Source organism: Pseudoalteromonas sp. NSLLW218 (assembly GCF_015864775.1).
Classification (GTDB): domain Bacteria; phylum Pseudomonadota; class Gammaproteobacteria; order Enterobacterales; family Alteromonadaceae; genus Pseudoalteromonas.
Genome location: NZ_JADYWO010000006.1, coordinates 256,504 through 270,861, shown reverse-complemented (window position 1 = coordinate 270,861; position 14,358 = coordinate 256,504). Strand labels below are relative to the sequence as shown.

Sequence of the window (14,358 nt, the reverse complement as noted above, 5' to 3'; positions counted from 1 at the left end):
AAAGAAGAGTAAATACAATGAGCAAGATGAAAACACTACTATTAGGCGCGGGTATTACTTTAGCCGCAAGCTTCTCGTTTAATGCAGCAGCGGCCGATGGCGCCACACTTTATACCGCTAAAAATTGTCAAACTTGTCATGGCGCTGAAGGTAAAGCACCAATTATGGGTATGTATCCTAAGCTAAACGGTCAAAACAAAGACTACTTAGTAGCGCAAATGAAAGACATCAAATCAGGTGCACGTAATAACGGTATGACCATGGCTATGAAAGCAATGGTTGCAACGGTAACTGATGAAGAGTTTGAAGCAATTGCAGATTACCTAGCTAACGTAAAATAATTTACGCAGCTATACCATTTTAATGCAATTGGTATTTTAGTTTTACAAACAGCCACACAATAGTGTGGCTGTTTTGTTTGGTGTTTGCTATAAAATAGAGACTGCTTTAGACTTCTAAACATCTGTTCGTGCAGGTTAGTAATGTACGTTTTTAAAAGGCTTATTATGTTTGATTTACCCCAACTCAATTTAAAAAATAAAGTATCAGCACAAGAGTGGCAACTTCGTGTTGATTTAGCCGCATGTTATAGACTGGTAGAGCACTTTCGTTGGGGGGATTTAATCTATACGCATTTATCAGCACGTTTGCCTGGCACCGATCACTACCTAGTGAATGCGTTTGGTTTAACCTTTGATGAAGTAACTGCCTCTAATTTAGTAAAGGTCGACTTAGACGGTAACATTATTGACGATACGCCATTTAGTATTAATCCAGCTGGTTTTACTATTCACAGTGCGATTCATGAGGTACGCGAAGACGCTCATTGTGTTATTCACCTTCATACTAAAGAAACAATCGCTGTTGCTACACAAAAAAATGGTTTATTACCGCTTAGCCAGTATTCAATGTTTTCACTGCCATCGCTTTCTTATCATGGTTACGAAGGGCTTGCGGTAAACGACGACGAGCGAAAAGTGCTGCAAGATGATTTAGGCAGCACTAACCATATGTTATTGGTAAATCACGGTGGCTTAACGGTAGGTCCAACGGTAGGCGATGCGTTTATGCGCTTTTATGATTTACAGCGAGCGTGTGAAATTCAATTAGCGCTACAATCAAGCTCGCAAGAGGTTATTGAAGTACCGCAACCTATAATCGACAATATTTATAATCAAGCAAATGTAGTACACAGTGGCAGCACTGGCGGGCAACTTGCGTGGCCTGCGATGTTACGTAAAGCGTATCGACTTGACCCTAGTTTTGCAAAATAACCCATAGCGGTTAATAAGGAATTTTAATGAAAGTAAATCGCGTTGAAGTATTTGATATTCACTGTCCAGATAGACCTTCTTGGACACCTGTGTTTGTACGTATTCATACTGACGAAGGTATTAGTGGTGTTGGCGAAGCGGGCCTTGCATACGATTTAGGGCACAGTGCTGCAGCGGCTATGATTAAGGAAATGGCAGATGCCTTTTTAATCGGCCACGACCCATTTCAAACAGAAAAACTATGGTCTCGTATGTTACGTGAGAGCTTTTGGGGCTTAGGTGGCGGACCTGTTGTATATGCTGCAATGAGCGCAATTGATACCGCGCTTTGGGATATAAAAGGTAAAGCGCTTGGTTTACCTGTATATCAATTGTTAGGCGGTAAAGTTAACGACAAACTACGTACGTACGCATCGCAATTACAGTTTGACTGGGATAGCGAATTTAAAGCGCTAGTACAGCCGCAAGAATATGCAGAAGCGGCTTTAAAGGCGATGGCCGAAGGTTACGATGCAGTAAAAGTAGATCCAATTCAGTACGATAAAGACGGTAATACTTATTACGACCGTACAAAAATAATATCACGTACTGAAATGAAGCTATATCGTGCGCGTATGCAAGCTATTCGCGAAGCAGTAGGCGACGAAGTGGATATTATTTTTGAATGCCACAGTTTACCAGGTGTGACAACAGCCATTCAGTTGGGTGAAATTGCAGAAGAATTTGACTGTATGTACTTTGAAGAGCCAGTTAACTATTTAAACCATTCTTTACATGCAAAAGTAGCAGATAAAGTTAATGTGCCAATTGCTGGTGGTGAACGTTTGTATAATCGCTGGGGTGTGCGCCCGTACTTAGAAGATCAAAGTATTGATGTTCTGCAACCTGATATTGGCTTATGTGGTGGTTTTACCGAAACCAAAAAAGTGTGTGATTACGCTGATATTTTTGATGTGCGTATTCAAGCTCATGTATGTGGCGGGCCTGTTGCAACAGCAGCATCACTGCACTTAGAAACGGCTATCCCTAACTTTTTAATTCATGAGCACCATACTTATGCGATTAAAAAGTGGAACCGCGAGTTATGTTTACAAGATCCACAACCTAAAAACGGCTTCTTTGAAGTGTCAGAAGAGCCAGGGTTGGGTATTGAGTTAAACGATGAGATTGTCATGCGTTCTCAGCGTGTAGAAATTAAGTAACTTTTTAACCTGAGTTTAGGTTATATAAAAGCCGGTAAGTGATTAGTCACTTACCGGCTTTTACTTGTTTGGGAAGGAGGTAAAGCTTGTTATAACTCGTTAATTTTACATTCGACATCTTTAAGCTCAATAGTTGCTTTACTATCAAGGTGGCGTATATAGCATTGCTTGCCTTTAATCATCAATTCAAACTGATCGGGTGTATTGCGACTTTGCGTGTCGATAATATTATTACCATCTACATTGCTAATGGTGACTGTGCTGCTGGTAGTAAACACATCATCAGCTAATTGAGTCTCTTGCATATGTACCAGTGTTTTAATTGCCTTGCTAACGGCTGTTTTATCCGGCTTTGCCAGTAGAGCATGTTGCAGCTTGGGTGTAGGGTCTGGACTTTGCGATATGCAGCCATTGAGAAGAAACGCTGAAAATACAACGATTAGTAAAAAGTACATTTTCATAAATTGGCCGTATTATCATAAAAAGAGAGTTTAATATAACTAGTTTTACTTACACTTGGTAGTAGTGCTTAGCGTTTGCATAGCTAAGGTCATGCCATGTCTTATCGTTTGAGCATAGCGCCTTATGGCAGTGCCATAGATTGTTGTAGCTTGTATTTATTTGGCACACAGGGAAGTTGCTAGCAAACATAATACGCTGCTGGCCAAAGTGATTAAAAAGAAAATTAAAACACGCCGCTTGTTGTTCGCTGGTGAGTTGTAGTAATTCAAAACCAGAAAACTTAATTGCAATATTGTCATGCTGAGCAAGTAACTCAACACCTTGTTGCCAAGTATTTAAATTACTTGGCAGTCCTGCATGATTAATTATAATTTGAAGCTGCGGTAGCTGCTTAGCGTAGTAAGCTATTTGTTTGGTTATTTCGCCATTTTCAATATCAAACTGAGCTTCAAAATGCAGTCGGGTATCTGATAATGTTGTTAGGTTTTTAAAGCTATTAGCATCTAATAAACGCTTTGCGTCAGTACCTTCGGTTATATCTCTAATGCCACACAAACTCAGATGAGCTAAAGCTTCCAGCGAGTTTATAAACTCATCAGCCGATGAGTCAATTTGGTTGTAGCTAATGGCTTTAAATGGAATACCTTTTAAATGCAAGCTTAGCCAGTTTAACTCGTTAATAGGGGAGATGTTATCAAACCCAGCTTCTATATGAACAAGCCCTACGAGTTCAAAGTCAGTACTTTGAACTAGTTGCTGTGCACTTACTGGCTGTTTTATTTTTTCTAAATTTGGCCACGCTGGTGGGTTAGCACCTTGTAGCCATGAGTATTGACCTTCTACTAAATTAAAAAAGTGTACGTGTGAGTCAATAATTTTTAGGCTCATTGCGCATTACTCATTGAACAGTCTTCATTGTGCAGTGTAGCCACCGTCTATGCTTTGTAGGCTGCCAGTAATAAAGCTGGCATCGTCGCTTGCTAAAAAGCTCACAAGAGCAGCAACTTCGTCGGCTTGACCTAATCGGTTAAGCGGTTGCAGACTTGCTTCCTCGGCAACTATTTCAGCTTTGTTTGCGCCACTTTTTGCACAGTACGCATCTATTGCGTTATGAAAAAGCGGAGTTTCTATTGTGCCTGGGCATACCGCATTTGCTCTAATATTAAAACTCGCGTAATCAAGCGCTGTTGTTTTAGCTATTGAAGCAAGGGCATGTTTTGTTAGGTTATACGCAAAAGAGTTTTGCTTACCTATAATTGCCTGATCGGAAGCGACTAATATAATAGCGCCGCTATTTTGCGCTTTCATGCTTGGCAATACGCTTTGTACAGCGGCATAGGCGCCTTTAACATTAAGCGCAAAAAGTGCATCGAGAGTTTGCTCGTCGGTGCTTTCTATATTTGCGCTTAAGTGTTTACCAGCATTAGAAACAAGTACATCAATACGTTGGCTTTGTTCACAGATAGCGTTGATACAGTTGCGTACCGCCAATACATCACTTACATCACACTGATGAAATATACCGATTTCGCTTAGCTCTATATCAAGGTTATGTACTTCATAGCCATTGTTTAGCAAACGCTTTACTACGGCTAGGCCAATACCTTTTGTGCCACCTGTAACTACTGCAACTTTAGACATACTTACTTCCTTTATTGCTAACTAGTGAGAGTGACCACAGCCGCCTTCAGCGTGCACGTGTCCGTGAGAAACTTCTTCACTTGTTGCTTCACGTACCGATATAACTTCAACGTCAAACGTTAGCGTTTTACCAGCAAATGGGTGGTTTAAATCACAATCTGCGTTAAAACGACCAACCTTAACTATAGTAACCTGATGACGACCTTGGTTAGAGCTAACCATTGCTGTCATACCTGGTTTCCATACTTTAACGTCGCCTTGTAGATGCTTAAGCGGAATGCGTTGAATTAAGTCATCAACACGCTCGCCGTATGATTCACTTGGCTCTAGAGTTACACTAAATTTTTCGCCTGCTTCTTTACCTTCAAGTGCTTTTTCTAAACCAGGAAGCATGCCTTCGCTGCCATGAATATAAGTAAGTGGCGCTTCGTTTGTGCTACTTTCTATTTGCTCGCCCGCTTCGCTAAGGGTGTAATGAAATTCAACCGCTGAATTTTTGCTAATTTGCATGCTTGTCTCTTCAAATAATAACTATGTTAGGGCGCAATTTTACGCGAAATATACTTGTTTATAAACTTAACGTGGCTGATTTAGTGTTTTTTGTAAATTTAGCAGAAAATCTTTTTTTGTTGGGGCTGCTTTTTGCTTTTCAGCCTGTGGTATAAACAGTACTAATTGAGTGCCAGGCTTTAAAATACTTGATGCAGAGAGTTTGTTCCATTTTGCCAAGTCGCTATGGGGTACATCGTAAAGTTGACTTATACTCCAAAGGCTATCGCCCGACTTAACTTCGTAATCTATTTCAATGGTGGGAATCGCAATCTCTTGGTGTTCTAAATAAGGGCTAATTTTGTAATCAACAGTTAATGTGCTTGGCAGGGTTTTAGGTTGTCCAACTAATAACTTTTCTCCAACGCCGATTAAATTATTATTTTTGTTATTAAGTTGTTTTAAAGCTTTTACCGACATACTAAAACGTCTAGCGATACCGTAAAGCGTGTCGTTTTGTTTAACGATGTACTCTCCAGCAAAGTTTGATTTAAAAAACTGACTTTTTAATAAAGCCTCTTGCCCTATAGGAAGCAGTAAAGTATGCGGCCCGTTAGGTGAGCTTTGATTTTTTAAATATCCCTGATTAATCGCGTGTAACTGCTTTGAACCTATACCAGAGAGCTTAGCGATGACTGAAAAGTCGAACTGCTGGCCTATGTTCATTTGTGTGGTAAATGGCTTATATGCAAGCTTTGGGCGTTTAATGCCCTTTTGTGGGTGCTTAACTAAATAGCTTAAAGCGAGTAACTTGGGTACGTAGTCGGCGGTTTCTTTTGGTAGACTGAGTGACCAGTAATCGGTGCTTTTACCGCGTTTTTTGTTTTTTTCGATTGCGCGTTTAACGCGGCCCTCACCACTGTTATAAGCAGCCAAAGCATGTAGCCAATTACTATCAAAGCGTTTATGTAAGTAGCTTAAGTAATCAAGTGCAGCATCTGTTGAAGCAAGTACGTCTTGGCGACCGTCGTACCATTGGTCTGACTTAACTCCAAAGTGATGCGCTGTTGCGCCAACTAACTGCCAAACACCAACAGCTTGCTGTGATGAGGCTATCGTTGGTCTAAAATCGCTTTCTACAAATGGTAGTAATGCGAGCTCCATAGGTAATTGCTTTTGCTCAATTTTTTTTACGATGTGATACAGGTAAGGCGCTGCGCGTTTGCTCACAGTTTGTAAGTAGTTAGGTTGCTTTGCGTACCAGCTGATACGCTTTTTTAACGCGCGATTTTGATAAACCGTAAAGTGTAGATTGTTGGCTATATGCACCCACAGATCGGTGGTTTTTGGTGGGCGCTTTTTTACGATTGTTTTTTTGAATTGAAGTGGCGTAACGTGCTCACTAACTTGGGGCGTTTGAGCTACTTCATCATCAGTATCATAAGTATAGTCAGGCTCAAAATGAGTAAATATTTGTGGAGCTTCTTGTGGTTCTTGCTCCGTTGATTGACAACCAAATAACAAAATACCCAAACAACATAAAACCAAACTGCGCATAGTGATCACTTTTGTAAATTCCTTCTATTATTTTAACACAATCCGTTGTGTTGAGTTATTCTGCGCTTTTTGCGCGATTTAGGCCAGCTTGTAAAAAGAAGTTGCTCGATTTTATATTAAGCGCTTCTTGTTTGTAAGGCTCAATAACTGATTCAGGAAACGACAGCATTAACTGCTCAATACTTTGATCTTTATTGTTTTTAACGTGCTCTGTTATAGCTGTTAAAAATGATAGTGGCTGTTTCAGCTGCTCTTTTGTTAATGTACCGCCGTGCCCAGGTAAAATAATAGTGAGCTTTTCGTCGTTAATATATTGCTTAAGCAACGCTTGCCAACTTTTAAGTTCACCGTGTCCAGGGTAAGGAAGCCAGTCAACGATATCGCCACCAATCAGCACACTGCCATTATTAGTAGTAATAGTTAAATCGCCGTTAGTATGGGCTTGCTGCGGCTCAAGCGTTACCTCAAAATCACCAAGGTCGATAACTTTACGACTATCAATTACTATTTTGGGTTTGCTAAGCTGATACTCCTGCCAGCGAAAAAGTCGTTTTTTTGCAAGTTCTAACTTATTTCGCCATTTAGCTTGCTCTTCTTTGGGCACATTCGCTAATCGTTGGTAGCTCAGCTCAATGCTCTTTTCATATGTGTCTAGTTTGTCGGTATATGCTGTTTGATAAAGGTTAAAATTTTTATTTACCTGCTGATGAACAATGAGCTTGGCACCTGGATAAAAATTTTGCATAACCGCTATACCTAGCAAGTGATCGTCATGGTAGTGGGTAACCACTAAATAGCATAAGGGTGTTTTAAGGCGCTTCTTTAAATCTTCAGCAAGTTGTTCAACTGCGGCAAAATTGGCGCTCGTATCAACAAGTAGGGCACATTTTTCGCCTTCAATTAATACTTGGTTAGAGTCGTAAAAGCGAAGCTTATCTTGTTGCTTTAAAAACTGAATATGAGGGTTTATTGTATTCCAAGTGACGGCAGCATAGGTGCTAGGTACTATTGATAATAAAGTGCATGCTAATAGTAAGTGCTTACATGAAGAGGCTATGTTTGAAATTTTTAACTTCATTTATTATCTCTACGCTGATGTTTAATTACTTTAATAATAAACAAAAAGCGCAGTATGCGCTTTTTATTTTTGGTGTTTGGGGTCATTTGCCAAATGCTGACTGAGTTTATCAATCAATTGGTCTTGATGCTGTTGTTCAACTGTAGCCTGTGTTTTTGCTTCTAGCAATTCGTGGCTTAAGTTTAATGCTGCCATTAGTAGGGCTTTTTGATCGTTTCTAACGGTTGAGCGTTGCTTCATTTGCTCAACTAAGTCATTTAGATTTTTAGCTGCTGCTATTAATGCATCTTCCTGCCCTTCAGGGCAAGCAAATTGCTGCTCTTTACCTAGCAACTCAACAGTGACCCGCTGGTTTTGCAGCTCAGACATTAGCTAGCCTGTTGTGCGCTTTGTAACTTATCAAGAAGACCAGATAAAGTAGTGCTGGCATCTTTTTGCTTTTCTTCATTTTCTAAAGCTTCAAGTTGTAGCAATTCGTTGTCATCGCTTAGTTTAGTGTTCTGTTCTTTTAAAGTAACAACATCTGTTTGTAATTGGTTATTACGTTCGATTAAAGAATCGATCAGTTGTTCGAGTTGTTGAAGAGTAGTGTTATTCATAAAGGCGCTCATATAACTGTAATTAATGTCATGCAAATGTAAAGCAAAGTGTGTTGATTTGCCAGCATTTACGGTGGTTTTAGCTGATTTTTCTTCTTCATTAAGGGATAATTCAGCATATGAGCTTTTTCATTCAGAAATGGTTCACTTAAACACTCTCTTATCTTGGTGTAAGTTGCCAAAGCCTAGTGCTTATGGTTCACTTACGATATTAAATTGCGTATGGCGAAAATAAATAATGCTTAGTTACAGACACTCATTTCATGCGGGTAATCCTGCCGATGTACTTAAACATTTAGTACTGGCACAAGTGCTAAATTATCAAACAATTAAAGATAAACCGCTTGATTATATAGACACACATTCAGGTGCTGGCTTTTTTGAACTTGCAGCTGCCGACGCGCAAAAAACGCAAGAGTATCAAGATGGTATTGAAAAACTTTGGCAACATAAAAGTGAGCATGCTGAGCTTAATGAATACATTGAATTAATTAAGTCATTTAACGACACTGACGAACTTGCGTTTTATCCAGGTTCACCAAAAATTGCAGAGCATTTTTTGCGCCGCCAAGATAAGGGTTGGTTTTTTGAACTGCACCCGCGCGATTTATTATTGCTTGAAGAAAACATGCAAGGTAAGCGATCTATTCGTGTGCGTGGAGAGGATGGTTTTGCAGGTTTAGTTGGTTTATTACCACCAGCATCTCGCAGAGCGTGTGTGTTAATTGACCCTCCATACGAAATTAAAGATGACTACGAAACGGTTGTAAAAACCTTAGTTAAAGCTCATCAGCGTTTTGCTACAGGTACTTACATGATTTGGTATCCGGTTGTAGACAGAGAGCGCATTGATAATATGGAACAGGGCTTAATTGACTCAGGAATGCGCAACATTCAGTTATTTGAATTAGGCACTGAAGCGGATACTGACGTACATGGTATGACAGCATCGGGCATGATTGTAATTAATCCTCCGTGGAAGCTAAAGCAAACAATGGATGCAATAATGCCTGAACTTGTTAGTTTGTTAAGTGAGCCAAGTGGTTTTTACAGAAGTGAACAACTCGTTGATGAGTAACTTTAAATAGCGCTTATAACGAATAATAAAATGCCCAGCTTTGCTGGGCATTTTATTTAAAATCAGTACGAATGTGTTAGGTAATATATAAGGGAGCTAAATATTAATTAAAATAAACCGCACTAAAAGTAGCAAGCGTATTACCGCGACTGTTTTTAAGTTTTAGTGATTCACCTGTTATTTCCCACTTTGAAGTTTTGCTAAGTACGTCAGACATAGCCGCTTCTTGGCTCATATTATCCGAGCACATCTTTTTTGTACTTGCTAGCTGACTAAGTGTAATTGTTTGCTGCTCGGTGCTATAGCTTCCGCTAAAATTATTACAGCCTAAAAAGCCATTAACGCGATGGTCTTTATTGAACTGAATGAACGGTTCTTTAGTTGTAACATTCACAGTTTGAGCATTTATTGTTATTGCTTTCCAGTAAGTATTTGTGAGTGTTACATCGGGTTTTTGAGTCGACACTTTTGAAAGCTCAATTTTATAGGGGGTAGTTAACTGTGATTCTGTAAACGGGTCATCATTTGTTGTACTTGTGTAAAGCACTTTGTCTTTATTTATAATTCTGGCGCTTAGGCTATAGTGATGTTTATCGCTAATTTTGCTGGCATCATAAATTAGCTCAACGGTAAATGGCGGGGCTTGGGTAACATCAATCACTTCTTGTGTGATTATATCGGCTTTTACATCCATTTTAGATACATTGGAAAGCGTAACTATTAATTGCGAGCCAGGGCGAAGCATACTGCGATCTTTGTAGCTAACTTGAATAGTTAGGGTAGATATTGCTTTTGCTTGCTCTGTATTTTCAGTTGGCTTAGTTTGCTCACCGCAGCCAGTTACTGCAAAAGCGCTAAGCGCCAATAAGCCAATCCCTGCAACTGCCTTTTTACGTGAAGATACTGCTTGATGCTTTTCCATGTTGGTTATCCTTACTCAATATTATATCCTTAGTGTATTACCTAGACACTTAATCATTCCTTAACTTATTTTAAACATAAAAAAGGCGCATTAGCGCCTTTAATAATTAAAAACAAACGATTATTTTTTAACAAACTTAGTTAAAATAACAATGCGCTGGCCGTCAACTCGCCCTTCAATATGATCAGGGTTGCTGGTTAGGCCAATATTACGAACAGCTGTTCCACGTTTAGCGGTAAGGCTACTGCCTTTAACATCTAAGTCTTTAATTAGGGTAACAGTATCGCCTGCTTGAAGTACTACACCGTTGCTATCTACATGCTTTAAATCGTCATCTTCGGCAAGTGCTTTTTTAGCCCACGTTAGCGTGTCTTCTTCAAGGTAAATCATGTCTAGCGCATCTTGTGCCCAGCCATTATCAGGCGCTAAACGAGAAAGCATTCTGTAAGCTACAACTTGTACTGCAGGAGTTTGGCTCCACATGCTATCGTTTAAACAGTGCCAATGTGTAGGCGTTATTTCGCTGTTATTCTCGATTTGATCTTTACATGTTTGACATGTGTAAATACATTTATCTGAGTGGGTTTCAGTTACCGGTGGTACTTCATAAACAGATAAGTTCTCGGTGGCTGCACACAATTCACATTGATTACTACTACGTTCGATTAAGGCTTTTTCAATACTCATGGGGCTCTTTCTGGTTCTGGTCGAGTTAACATTTGCTGCTATTATACTCCAAAACACGAGCTCTGCGCCATTAGTCCCTTAATTTTGTGTGGGTATATTACTCATATACTTATCTTCAATACTTTTTATATAACCTTGAGTATGAAGGTTTTTAATTGCTAGGTTTATTTGTGGCAATAATTCTTTATGTTTGCTCAATAAACGAATTCTTAAAAACCCATGGGAATGCTGTGCGCCAAATGTAATGTTTATCCCTAACTTTTTTGCCCAATAGAGCGCAGTTAACTTGCCTGCTAGTGCAGCTTCTACGCGGTTTCTTGATAGAGCGGTCATAAGTTCTTTCTCGGATGGAAAGTCAACACGCTCAAAGGTGTTGTCATTAAAGTAATAGTAACCTAGTACCGTTCCTATATTTTTACCCTTTAAGCTATCAGCGCTTTGCCAGTTCTGGGCATTTTGAGGAAGAGTAACAATCATTTCTGAAGCATAAATAAGCGGCTCTGAAAAAACATAACGAGGATCATTTCTCTCACTCTTTGGCAGCCATTCTAATGAAATAACATCAAAATCGATTATTTCATCTTGTAAATATTTGGTAATACGCTTTGTGGGTAGGTCGATATGAGAAGCTGCAATATTTGCATCATCGAGAATTTTTTCAATAATTTCGGGTAATACACCAGGCTTTTCTGGATCATTTGTATAATATGGATAATGACTACCTGACGCGCTAACATTATATTTGAGGGGAGTAGTATTAATGCTGGCATAGCTAGAAAATATAAATAGCAGAGGACTCAGTAGTAATAACCGAATAAAGTTAGCCAAATCTCCACCTTTTATATTAATATTTTTATATTAGTGTTGTGTAATTTTAACATTTTTGCAATGACGACTATGTTTATCTTATGCGAGTTGCATTAAAGTACACATATTATTGGCTGTTTTGCCATCTTTTATTTATAGGTTTAGAGCCAAGTGAAATTAAATAACATACCTGATGAGGTACAAAAAATAACTCAGTTTGTCGCGCGGCAACCTATTTTTGATATAGACCAGAATGTATTCTCTTACGAACTGCTCTATCGAGACTCTGCTAATAATGCGTTTCCTGTGGGCACTTCTGATGTGCATGCAACAAGCCGGCTGTTTTTTAATGCATTAATGTTGGTAGGTTTAGATAGGCTTACCGCGCATCATTTGGCTTTTATAAACTTGTCATCAGAAACTATTCTCGATAACTTTCCCAAACTTTTATTGCCAGAAAATAGTGTTATTGAAATAGTGGAGCGAACAGGTAATATTCCTGCGGTTGCTGAGCGTGTGCAAGAACTTAAAAAAGAAGGCTATGTTTTTGCACTTGATGATTACGATGGCGATCCAAAATGGGAGCCTCTGTTAGCGCATGTTGATTACATAAAAATTGAGATAGATGATCCGGTTATTAAAACCAATATACGCATTAAAAAAATAAAACGTGCAAATCCACATGCAAAAATAATTGTTGAACGAATAGAAACGCATGAACAATTTAATATATTAAAATTGGCAGGCTGCGATTTATTTCAGGGGTTCTTTTTCTCTCGCCCAGAAATGATTACATATAAAGGTGTAGAGCCTTCAAAGTTAACTGTATTTGATCTATTGCGTTTTACAGCAAAACAAACACTTTGCTTTAAAGAAGTTCATCAACGTGTGGCCAGAGATGTCGCCATAACAGCGCGAGTTTTAAAGTTAGCTAATGCGCGTTCAGGTAAAGCAAATTTAGTCATTACTTCTATTTCGCAGGCTGTTATTTATTTAGGTGAAGACACAATTAGGCAATTTGTACGTGTTTTAGCAATTAGTGAGTTGGGGGTCGCAAAGCCAACAGAATTAACTAAGCTTGCTTTAACGCGAGCGCAATTTATGTCGCTTATTTTGGAGCAAAACAACAGCGATTTGACAGAACAAGGTTACTTAGTCGGTCTATTTTCTGTGCTTGATGCTATTTTAGATGCTGATTTAAAAGATATAGTTAATGAATTTACCTTGGATGCAGCTATATCAGATGCTTTGTTACTTGAAAAAGGTATTTTAGGTGAATGTTTATCATTAATAAAAGAGTTTGAAGTTGATAACCTTGATAAAGCGATGATTCAGTTGGCTAAAATAAATCCTGACCTACATGTTGGGCATATGTTTAATTTTTTACTGGATGCTGTTTTATACAGTGATGATATTATTGAGGCGATAGCAGAATAAATATGCGTAATTGGTTGTCGGTTATAAGTGTAGTGGTTGCTCTTTTTTTATTGTTTCCTGGTATTACAAAACCAGTATTAACAATAGAGGGCAACATAGATAAATCAAAACTAGCGCAAGCGGGTATTGAAATGCTGGCTGAAGAGGGCGATGGTCGCACTCGCAGCATGCTAATGATGTTCTCGAACATGCTAGGGCTTGATAAGTTAGAAGGTGAGATTAGCGCCTATAACAAAACACAAAGTATTTTAGGCACAGTTAAAGAGCTTGCTAGCAATAATAATTTATTTGTAGCCGCTTTAGTGGGGTTGTTTTCTATTGTTATTCCAAGCTTGAAGCTGCTATTACAATTGCTTTATTGTTGCCTACCTTTGAATGGGTTTAAGCAAAAGCTCGGTCTGGTTATTTGTGCATTAAGTAAGTGGAGCATGGTTGATGTATTTGTTATTGCATTAATAGTGACTTACCTAGCAGGTAACGCCCATGGTAAAAGTGGTGAGCTACTTGTTATGAATGCACAATTTGGTGAGGGTTTTTGGTATTTTAGCGCATATTGTATATTTGCAATTATTGCGAGTAACTTAATTAAAACACCTGCTAAACCGCAGTCTACATAATTAAAGTATTTGTGGTTGCCGTTAGGTTACCTTACAATCATTTTAAAGTTTATTAAAAGGCATAATGTTGCAACGTTTTTACGCTAGTTTACTCATGATAACTTTGCTGCTCACTTTTGTGGGTCAGGCAGTTGCGTCTGTAGCTATGGTATGCGAAATGCCACATATGCTAACTAAAACAGTAATGCATGCCCAAATGCCAATGACACAAAGTAGTGATGCAACTGCGGCTGCTAGTATGTCTGAAAATATGATGCAGATGGATTGTTGCGACGACGAAAGTACGCCGCAAAATGATTGTAAATGCCCTATTAGTGGCTGCGCTGCTAACTCAATGCTTAATGTTGATACTTTATTTAGCGTTACTTTACTTGAATCTGAAAAAGTAAATGTACGTGTATTTACTACACAAATTAATATACCTCGTTCACTCTACCGTCCTCCTATGTCTGCTTAATAGCAGGATAGGTGTATGTAAAAATTGCGGTAACCCCGTTTATTGGTAACT

The 14,358-nt window shown here is 38.9% G+C and carries 18 protein-coding genes; 7 read left to right on the top strand and 11 right to left on the bottom strand.

Translation table 11 applies throughout. From position 1 onward, the window contains the following. Positions 1-17: 17 nt before the first annotated feature. From I6E80_RS11405 to I6E80_RS11395, 3 genes are all read left to right on the top strand, one after another. Positions 18-341: a c-type cytochrome gene (locus I6E80_RS11405; protein ID WP_024600212.1), complete on the top strand. Its 324-nt coding sequence runs from the start codon at positions 18-20 to the stop codon at positions 339-341. A gap of 165 nt (positions 342-506) precedes the next feature. Then, positions 507-1,274 carry a class II aldolase/adducin family protein gene (locus I6E80_RS11400; protein ID WP_024600211.1) on the top strand — a complete coding sequence of 256 codons (768 nt, stop codon included), beginning with the start codon at positions 507-509 and terminating at the stop codon, positions 1,272-1,274. A 26-nt stretch (positions 1,275-1,300) separates the two neighbouring features. After that, on the top strand, positions 1,301-2,476 hold the full coding sequence (locus I6E80_RS11395) for a mandelate racemase/muconate lactonizing enzyme family protein (protein WP_007375956.1): 1,176 nt from the start codon (positions 1,301-1,303) through the stop codon (positions 2,474-2,476). Between the two features lie 89 nt (positions 2,477-2,565). Here the strand turns inward: I6E80_RS11395 and I6E80_RS11390 are convergent, their stop codons facing one another. The 8 genes from I6E80_RS11390 to I6E80_RS11355 form a co-directional block, all read right to left on the bottom strand. Beyond that, entirely contained in the window at positions 2,566-2,937 is a 372-nt protein-coding gene (locus tag I6E80_RS11390) for a hypothetical protein (RefSeq protein WP_197185586.1), read from the bottom strand. Positions 2,938-2,986: 49 nt separating this feature from the next. Then, positions 2,987-3,826 carry an amidohydrolase gene (locus I6E80_RS11385; RefSeq protein ID WP_197185585.1) on the bottom strand — a complete coding sequence of 280 codons (840 nt, stop codon included), beginning with the start codon at positions 3,824-3,826 and terminating at the stop codon, positions 2,987-2,989. Positions 3,827-3,850: 24 nt separating this feature from the next. Further along, positions 3,851-4,579: an SDR family NAD(P)-dependent oxidoreductase gene (locus I6E80_RS11380; protein WP_197185584.1), complete on the bottom strand. Its 729-nt coding sequence runs from the start codon at positions 4,577-4,579 to the stop codon at positions 3,851-3,853. Positions 4,580-4,600: 21 nt separating this feature from the next. Next, positions 4,601-5,089, bottom strand: coding sequence for a peptidylprolyl isomerase (locus I6E80_RS11375; RefSeq protein WP_007586440.1), 489 nt, complete (start codon positions 5,087-5,089; stop codon positions 4,601-4,603). A gap of 66 nt (positions 5,090-5,155) precedes the next feature. Then, positions 5,156-6,625, bottom strand: a complete 1,470-nt coding sequence (locus I6E80_RS11370; protein ID WP_197185583.1) for a LysM peptidoglycan-binding domain-containing protein — start codon at positions 6,623-6,625, stop codon at positions 5,156-5,158. Between the two features lie 55 nt (positions 6,626-6,680). Beyond that, positions 6,681-7,703, bottom strand: a complete 1,023-nt coding sequence (locus I6E80_RS11365; RefSeq protein WP_197185582.1) for an MBL fold metallo-hydrolase — start codon at positions 7,701-7,703, stop codon at positions 6,681-6,683. Positions 7,704-7,766: 63 nt separating this feature from the next. Then, a complete protein-coding gene (locus I6E80_RS11360) occupies positions 7,767-8,072 on the bottom strand; it encodes a cell division protein ZapA (RefSeq protein ID WP_002957856.1) in 306 nt (101 codons plus the stop codon). Then, positions 8,072-8,302: a hypothetical protein gene (locus I6E80_RS11355; RefSeq protein WP_007586448.1), complete on the bottom strand. Its 231-nt coding sequence runs from the start codon at positions 8,300-8,302 to the stop codon at positions 8,072-8,074. The genes I6E80_RS11360 and I6E80_RS11355 overlap by 1 nt, the downstream gene beginning before the upstream one ends. A 238-nt stretch (positions 8,303-8,540) precedes the next feature. Between I6E80_RS11355 and I6E80_RS11350 the strand changes: the two genes are divergently transcribed. Further along, entirely contained in the window at positions 8,541-9,380 is an 840-nt protein-coding gene (locus I6E80_RS11350) for a 23S rRNA (adenine(2030)-N(6))-methyltransferase RlmJ (RefSeq protein ID WP_170072270.1), read from the top strand. Between the two features lie 103 nt (positions 9,381-9,483). Here I6E80_RS11350 and I6E80_RS11345 read toward each other — a convergent pair whose 3' ends face one another. From I6E80_RS11345 to I6E80_RS11335, 3 genes are all read right to left on the bottom strand, one after another. Further along, positions 9,484-10,302 (bottom strand): META domain-containing protein, encoded by an 819-nt coding sequence (locus I6E80_RS11345; protein WP_197185581.1) that lies wholly within the window; start codon positions 10,300-10,302, stop codon positions 9,484-9,486. 120 nt (positions 10,303-10,422) lie between these two features. Then, entirely contained in the window at positions 10,423-10,989 is a 567-nt protein-coding gene (locus I6E80_RS11340) for an alkylphosphonate utilization protein (RefSeq protein WP_024605602.1), read from the bottom strand. 78 nt (positions 10,990-11,067) lie between these two features. Further along, entirely contained in the window at positions 11,068-11,817 is a 750-nt protein-coding gene (locus I6E80_RS11335; RefSeq protein ID WP_197185580.1) for an ABC transporter substrate-binding protein, read from the bottom strand. Positions 11,818-11,967: 150 nt separating this feature from the next. Here I6E80_RS11335 and I6E80_RS11330 point away from each other — a divergent pair, with 150 nt between their 5' ends. The 3 genes from I6E80_RS11330 to I6E80_RS11320 all read left to right on the top strand — a co-directional run bounded on the left by I6E80_RS11330 (position 11,968) and on the right by I6E80_RS11320 (position 14,307). Continuing rightward, entirely contained in the window at positions 11,968-13,233 is a 1,266-nt protein-coding gene (locus tag I6E80_RS11330; RefSeq protein WP_197185579.1) for an EAL domain-containing protein, read from the top strand. Positions 13,234-13,235: 2 nt separating this feature from the next. Further along, positions 13,236-13,850: a paraquat-inducible protein A gene (locus tag I6E80_RS11325; RefSeq protein ID WP_024605600.1), complete on the top strand. Its 615-nt coding sequence runs from the start codon at positions 13,236-13,238 to the stop codon at positions 13,848-13,850. A 157-nt stretch (positions 13,851-14,007) separates the two neighbouring features. Next, the gene (locus I6E80_RS11320; protein WP_197185578.1) at positions 14,008-14,307 is read left to right on the top strand and encodes a hypothetical protein; all 300 of its coding nucleotides are present in this window, start codon (positions 14,008-14,010) and stop codon (positions 14,305-14,307) included. Positions 14,308-14,358 lie beyond the last annotated feature (51 nt).

Coding starts and splice junctions, on each gene's coding strand:
- I6E80_RS11405 (WP_024600212.1), top strand. CDS start 18: ATGAGCAAGATGAAAACACTACTATTAGGCGCGGGTATTACTTTAGCC.
- I6E80_RS11400 (WP_024600211.1), top strand. CDS start 507: ATGTTTGATTTACCCCAACTCAATTTAAAAAATAAAGTATCAGCACAA.
- I6E80_RS11395 (WP_007375956.1), top strand. CDS start 1,301: ATGAAAGTAAATCGCGTTGAAGTATTTGATATTCACTGTCCAGATAGA.
- I6E80_RS11390 (WP_197185586.1), bottom strand. CDS start 2,937: ATGAAAATGTACTTTTTACTAATCGTTGTATTTTCAGCGTTTCTTCTC.
- I6E80_RS11385 (WP_197185585.1), bottom strand. CDS start 3,826: ATGAGCCTAAAAATTATTGACTCACACGTACACTTTTTTAATTTAGTA.
- I6E80_RS11380 (WP_197185584.1), bottom strand. CDS start 4,579: ATGTCTAAAGTTGCAGTAGTTACAGGTGGCACAAAAGGTATTGGCCTA.
- I6E80_RS11375 (WP_007586440.1), bottom strand. CDS start 5,089: ATGCAAATTAGCAAAAATTCAGCGGTTGAATTTCATTACACCCTTAGC.
- I6E80_RS11370 (WP_197185583.1), bottom strand. CDS start 6,625: ATGCGCAGTTTGGTTTTATGTTGTTTGGGTATTTTGTTATTTGGTTGT.
- I6E80_RS11365 (WP_197185582.1), bottom strand. CDS start 7,703: ATGAAGTTAAAAATTTCAAACATAGCCTCTTCATGTAAGCACTTACTA.
- I6E80_RS11360 (WP_002957856.1), bottom strand. CDS start 8,072: ATGTCTGAGCTGCAAAACCAGCGGGTCACTGTTGAGTTGCTAGGTAAA.
- I6E80_RS11355 (WP_007586448.1), bottom strand. CDS start 8,302: ATGAATAACACTACTCTTCAACAACTCGAACAACTGATCGATTCTTTA.
- I6E80_RS11350 (WP_170072270.1), top strand. CDS start 8,541: ATGCTTAGTTACAGACACTCATTTCATGCGGGTAATCCTGCCGATGTA.
- I6E80_RS11345 (WP_197185581.1), bottom strand. CDS start 10,302: ATGGAAAAGCATCAAGCAGTATCTTCACGTAAAAAGGCAGTTGCAGGG.
- I6E80_RS11340 (WP_024605602.1), bottom strand. CDS start 10,989: ATGAGTATTGAAAAAGCCTTAATCGAACGTAGTAGTAATCAATGTGAA.
- I6E80_RS11325 (WP_024605600.1), top strand. CDS start 13,236: ATGCGTAATTGGTTGTCGGTTATAAGTGTAGTGGTTGCTCTTTTTTTA.
- I6E80_RS11320 (WP_197185578.1), top strand. CDS start 14,008: ATGCCACATATGCTAACTAAAACAGTAATGCATGCCCAAATGCCAATG.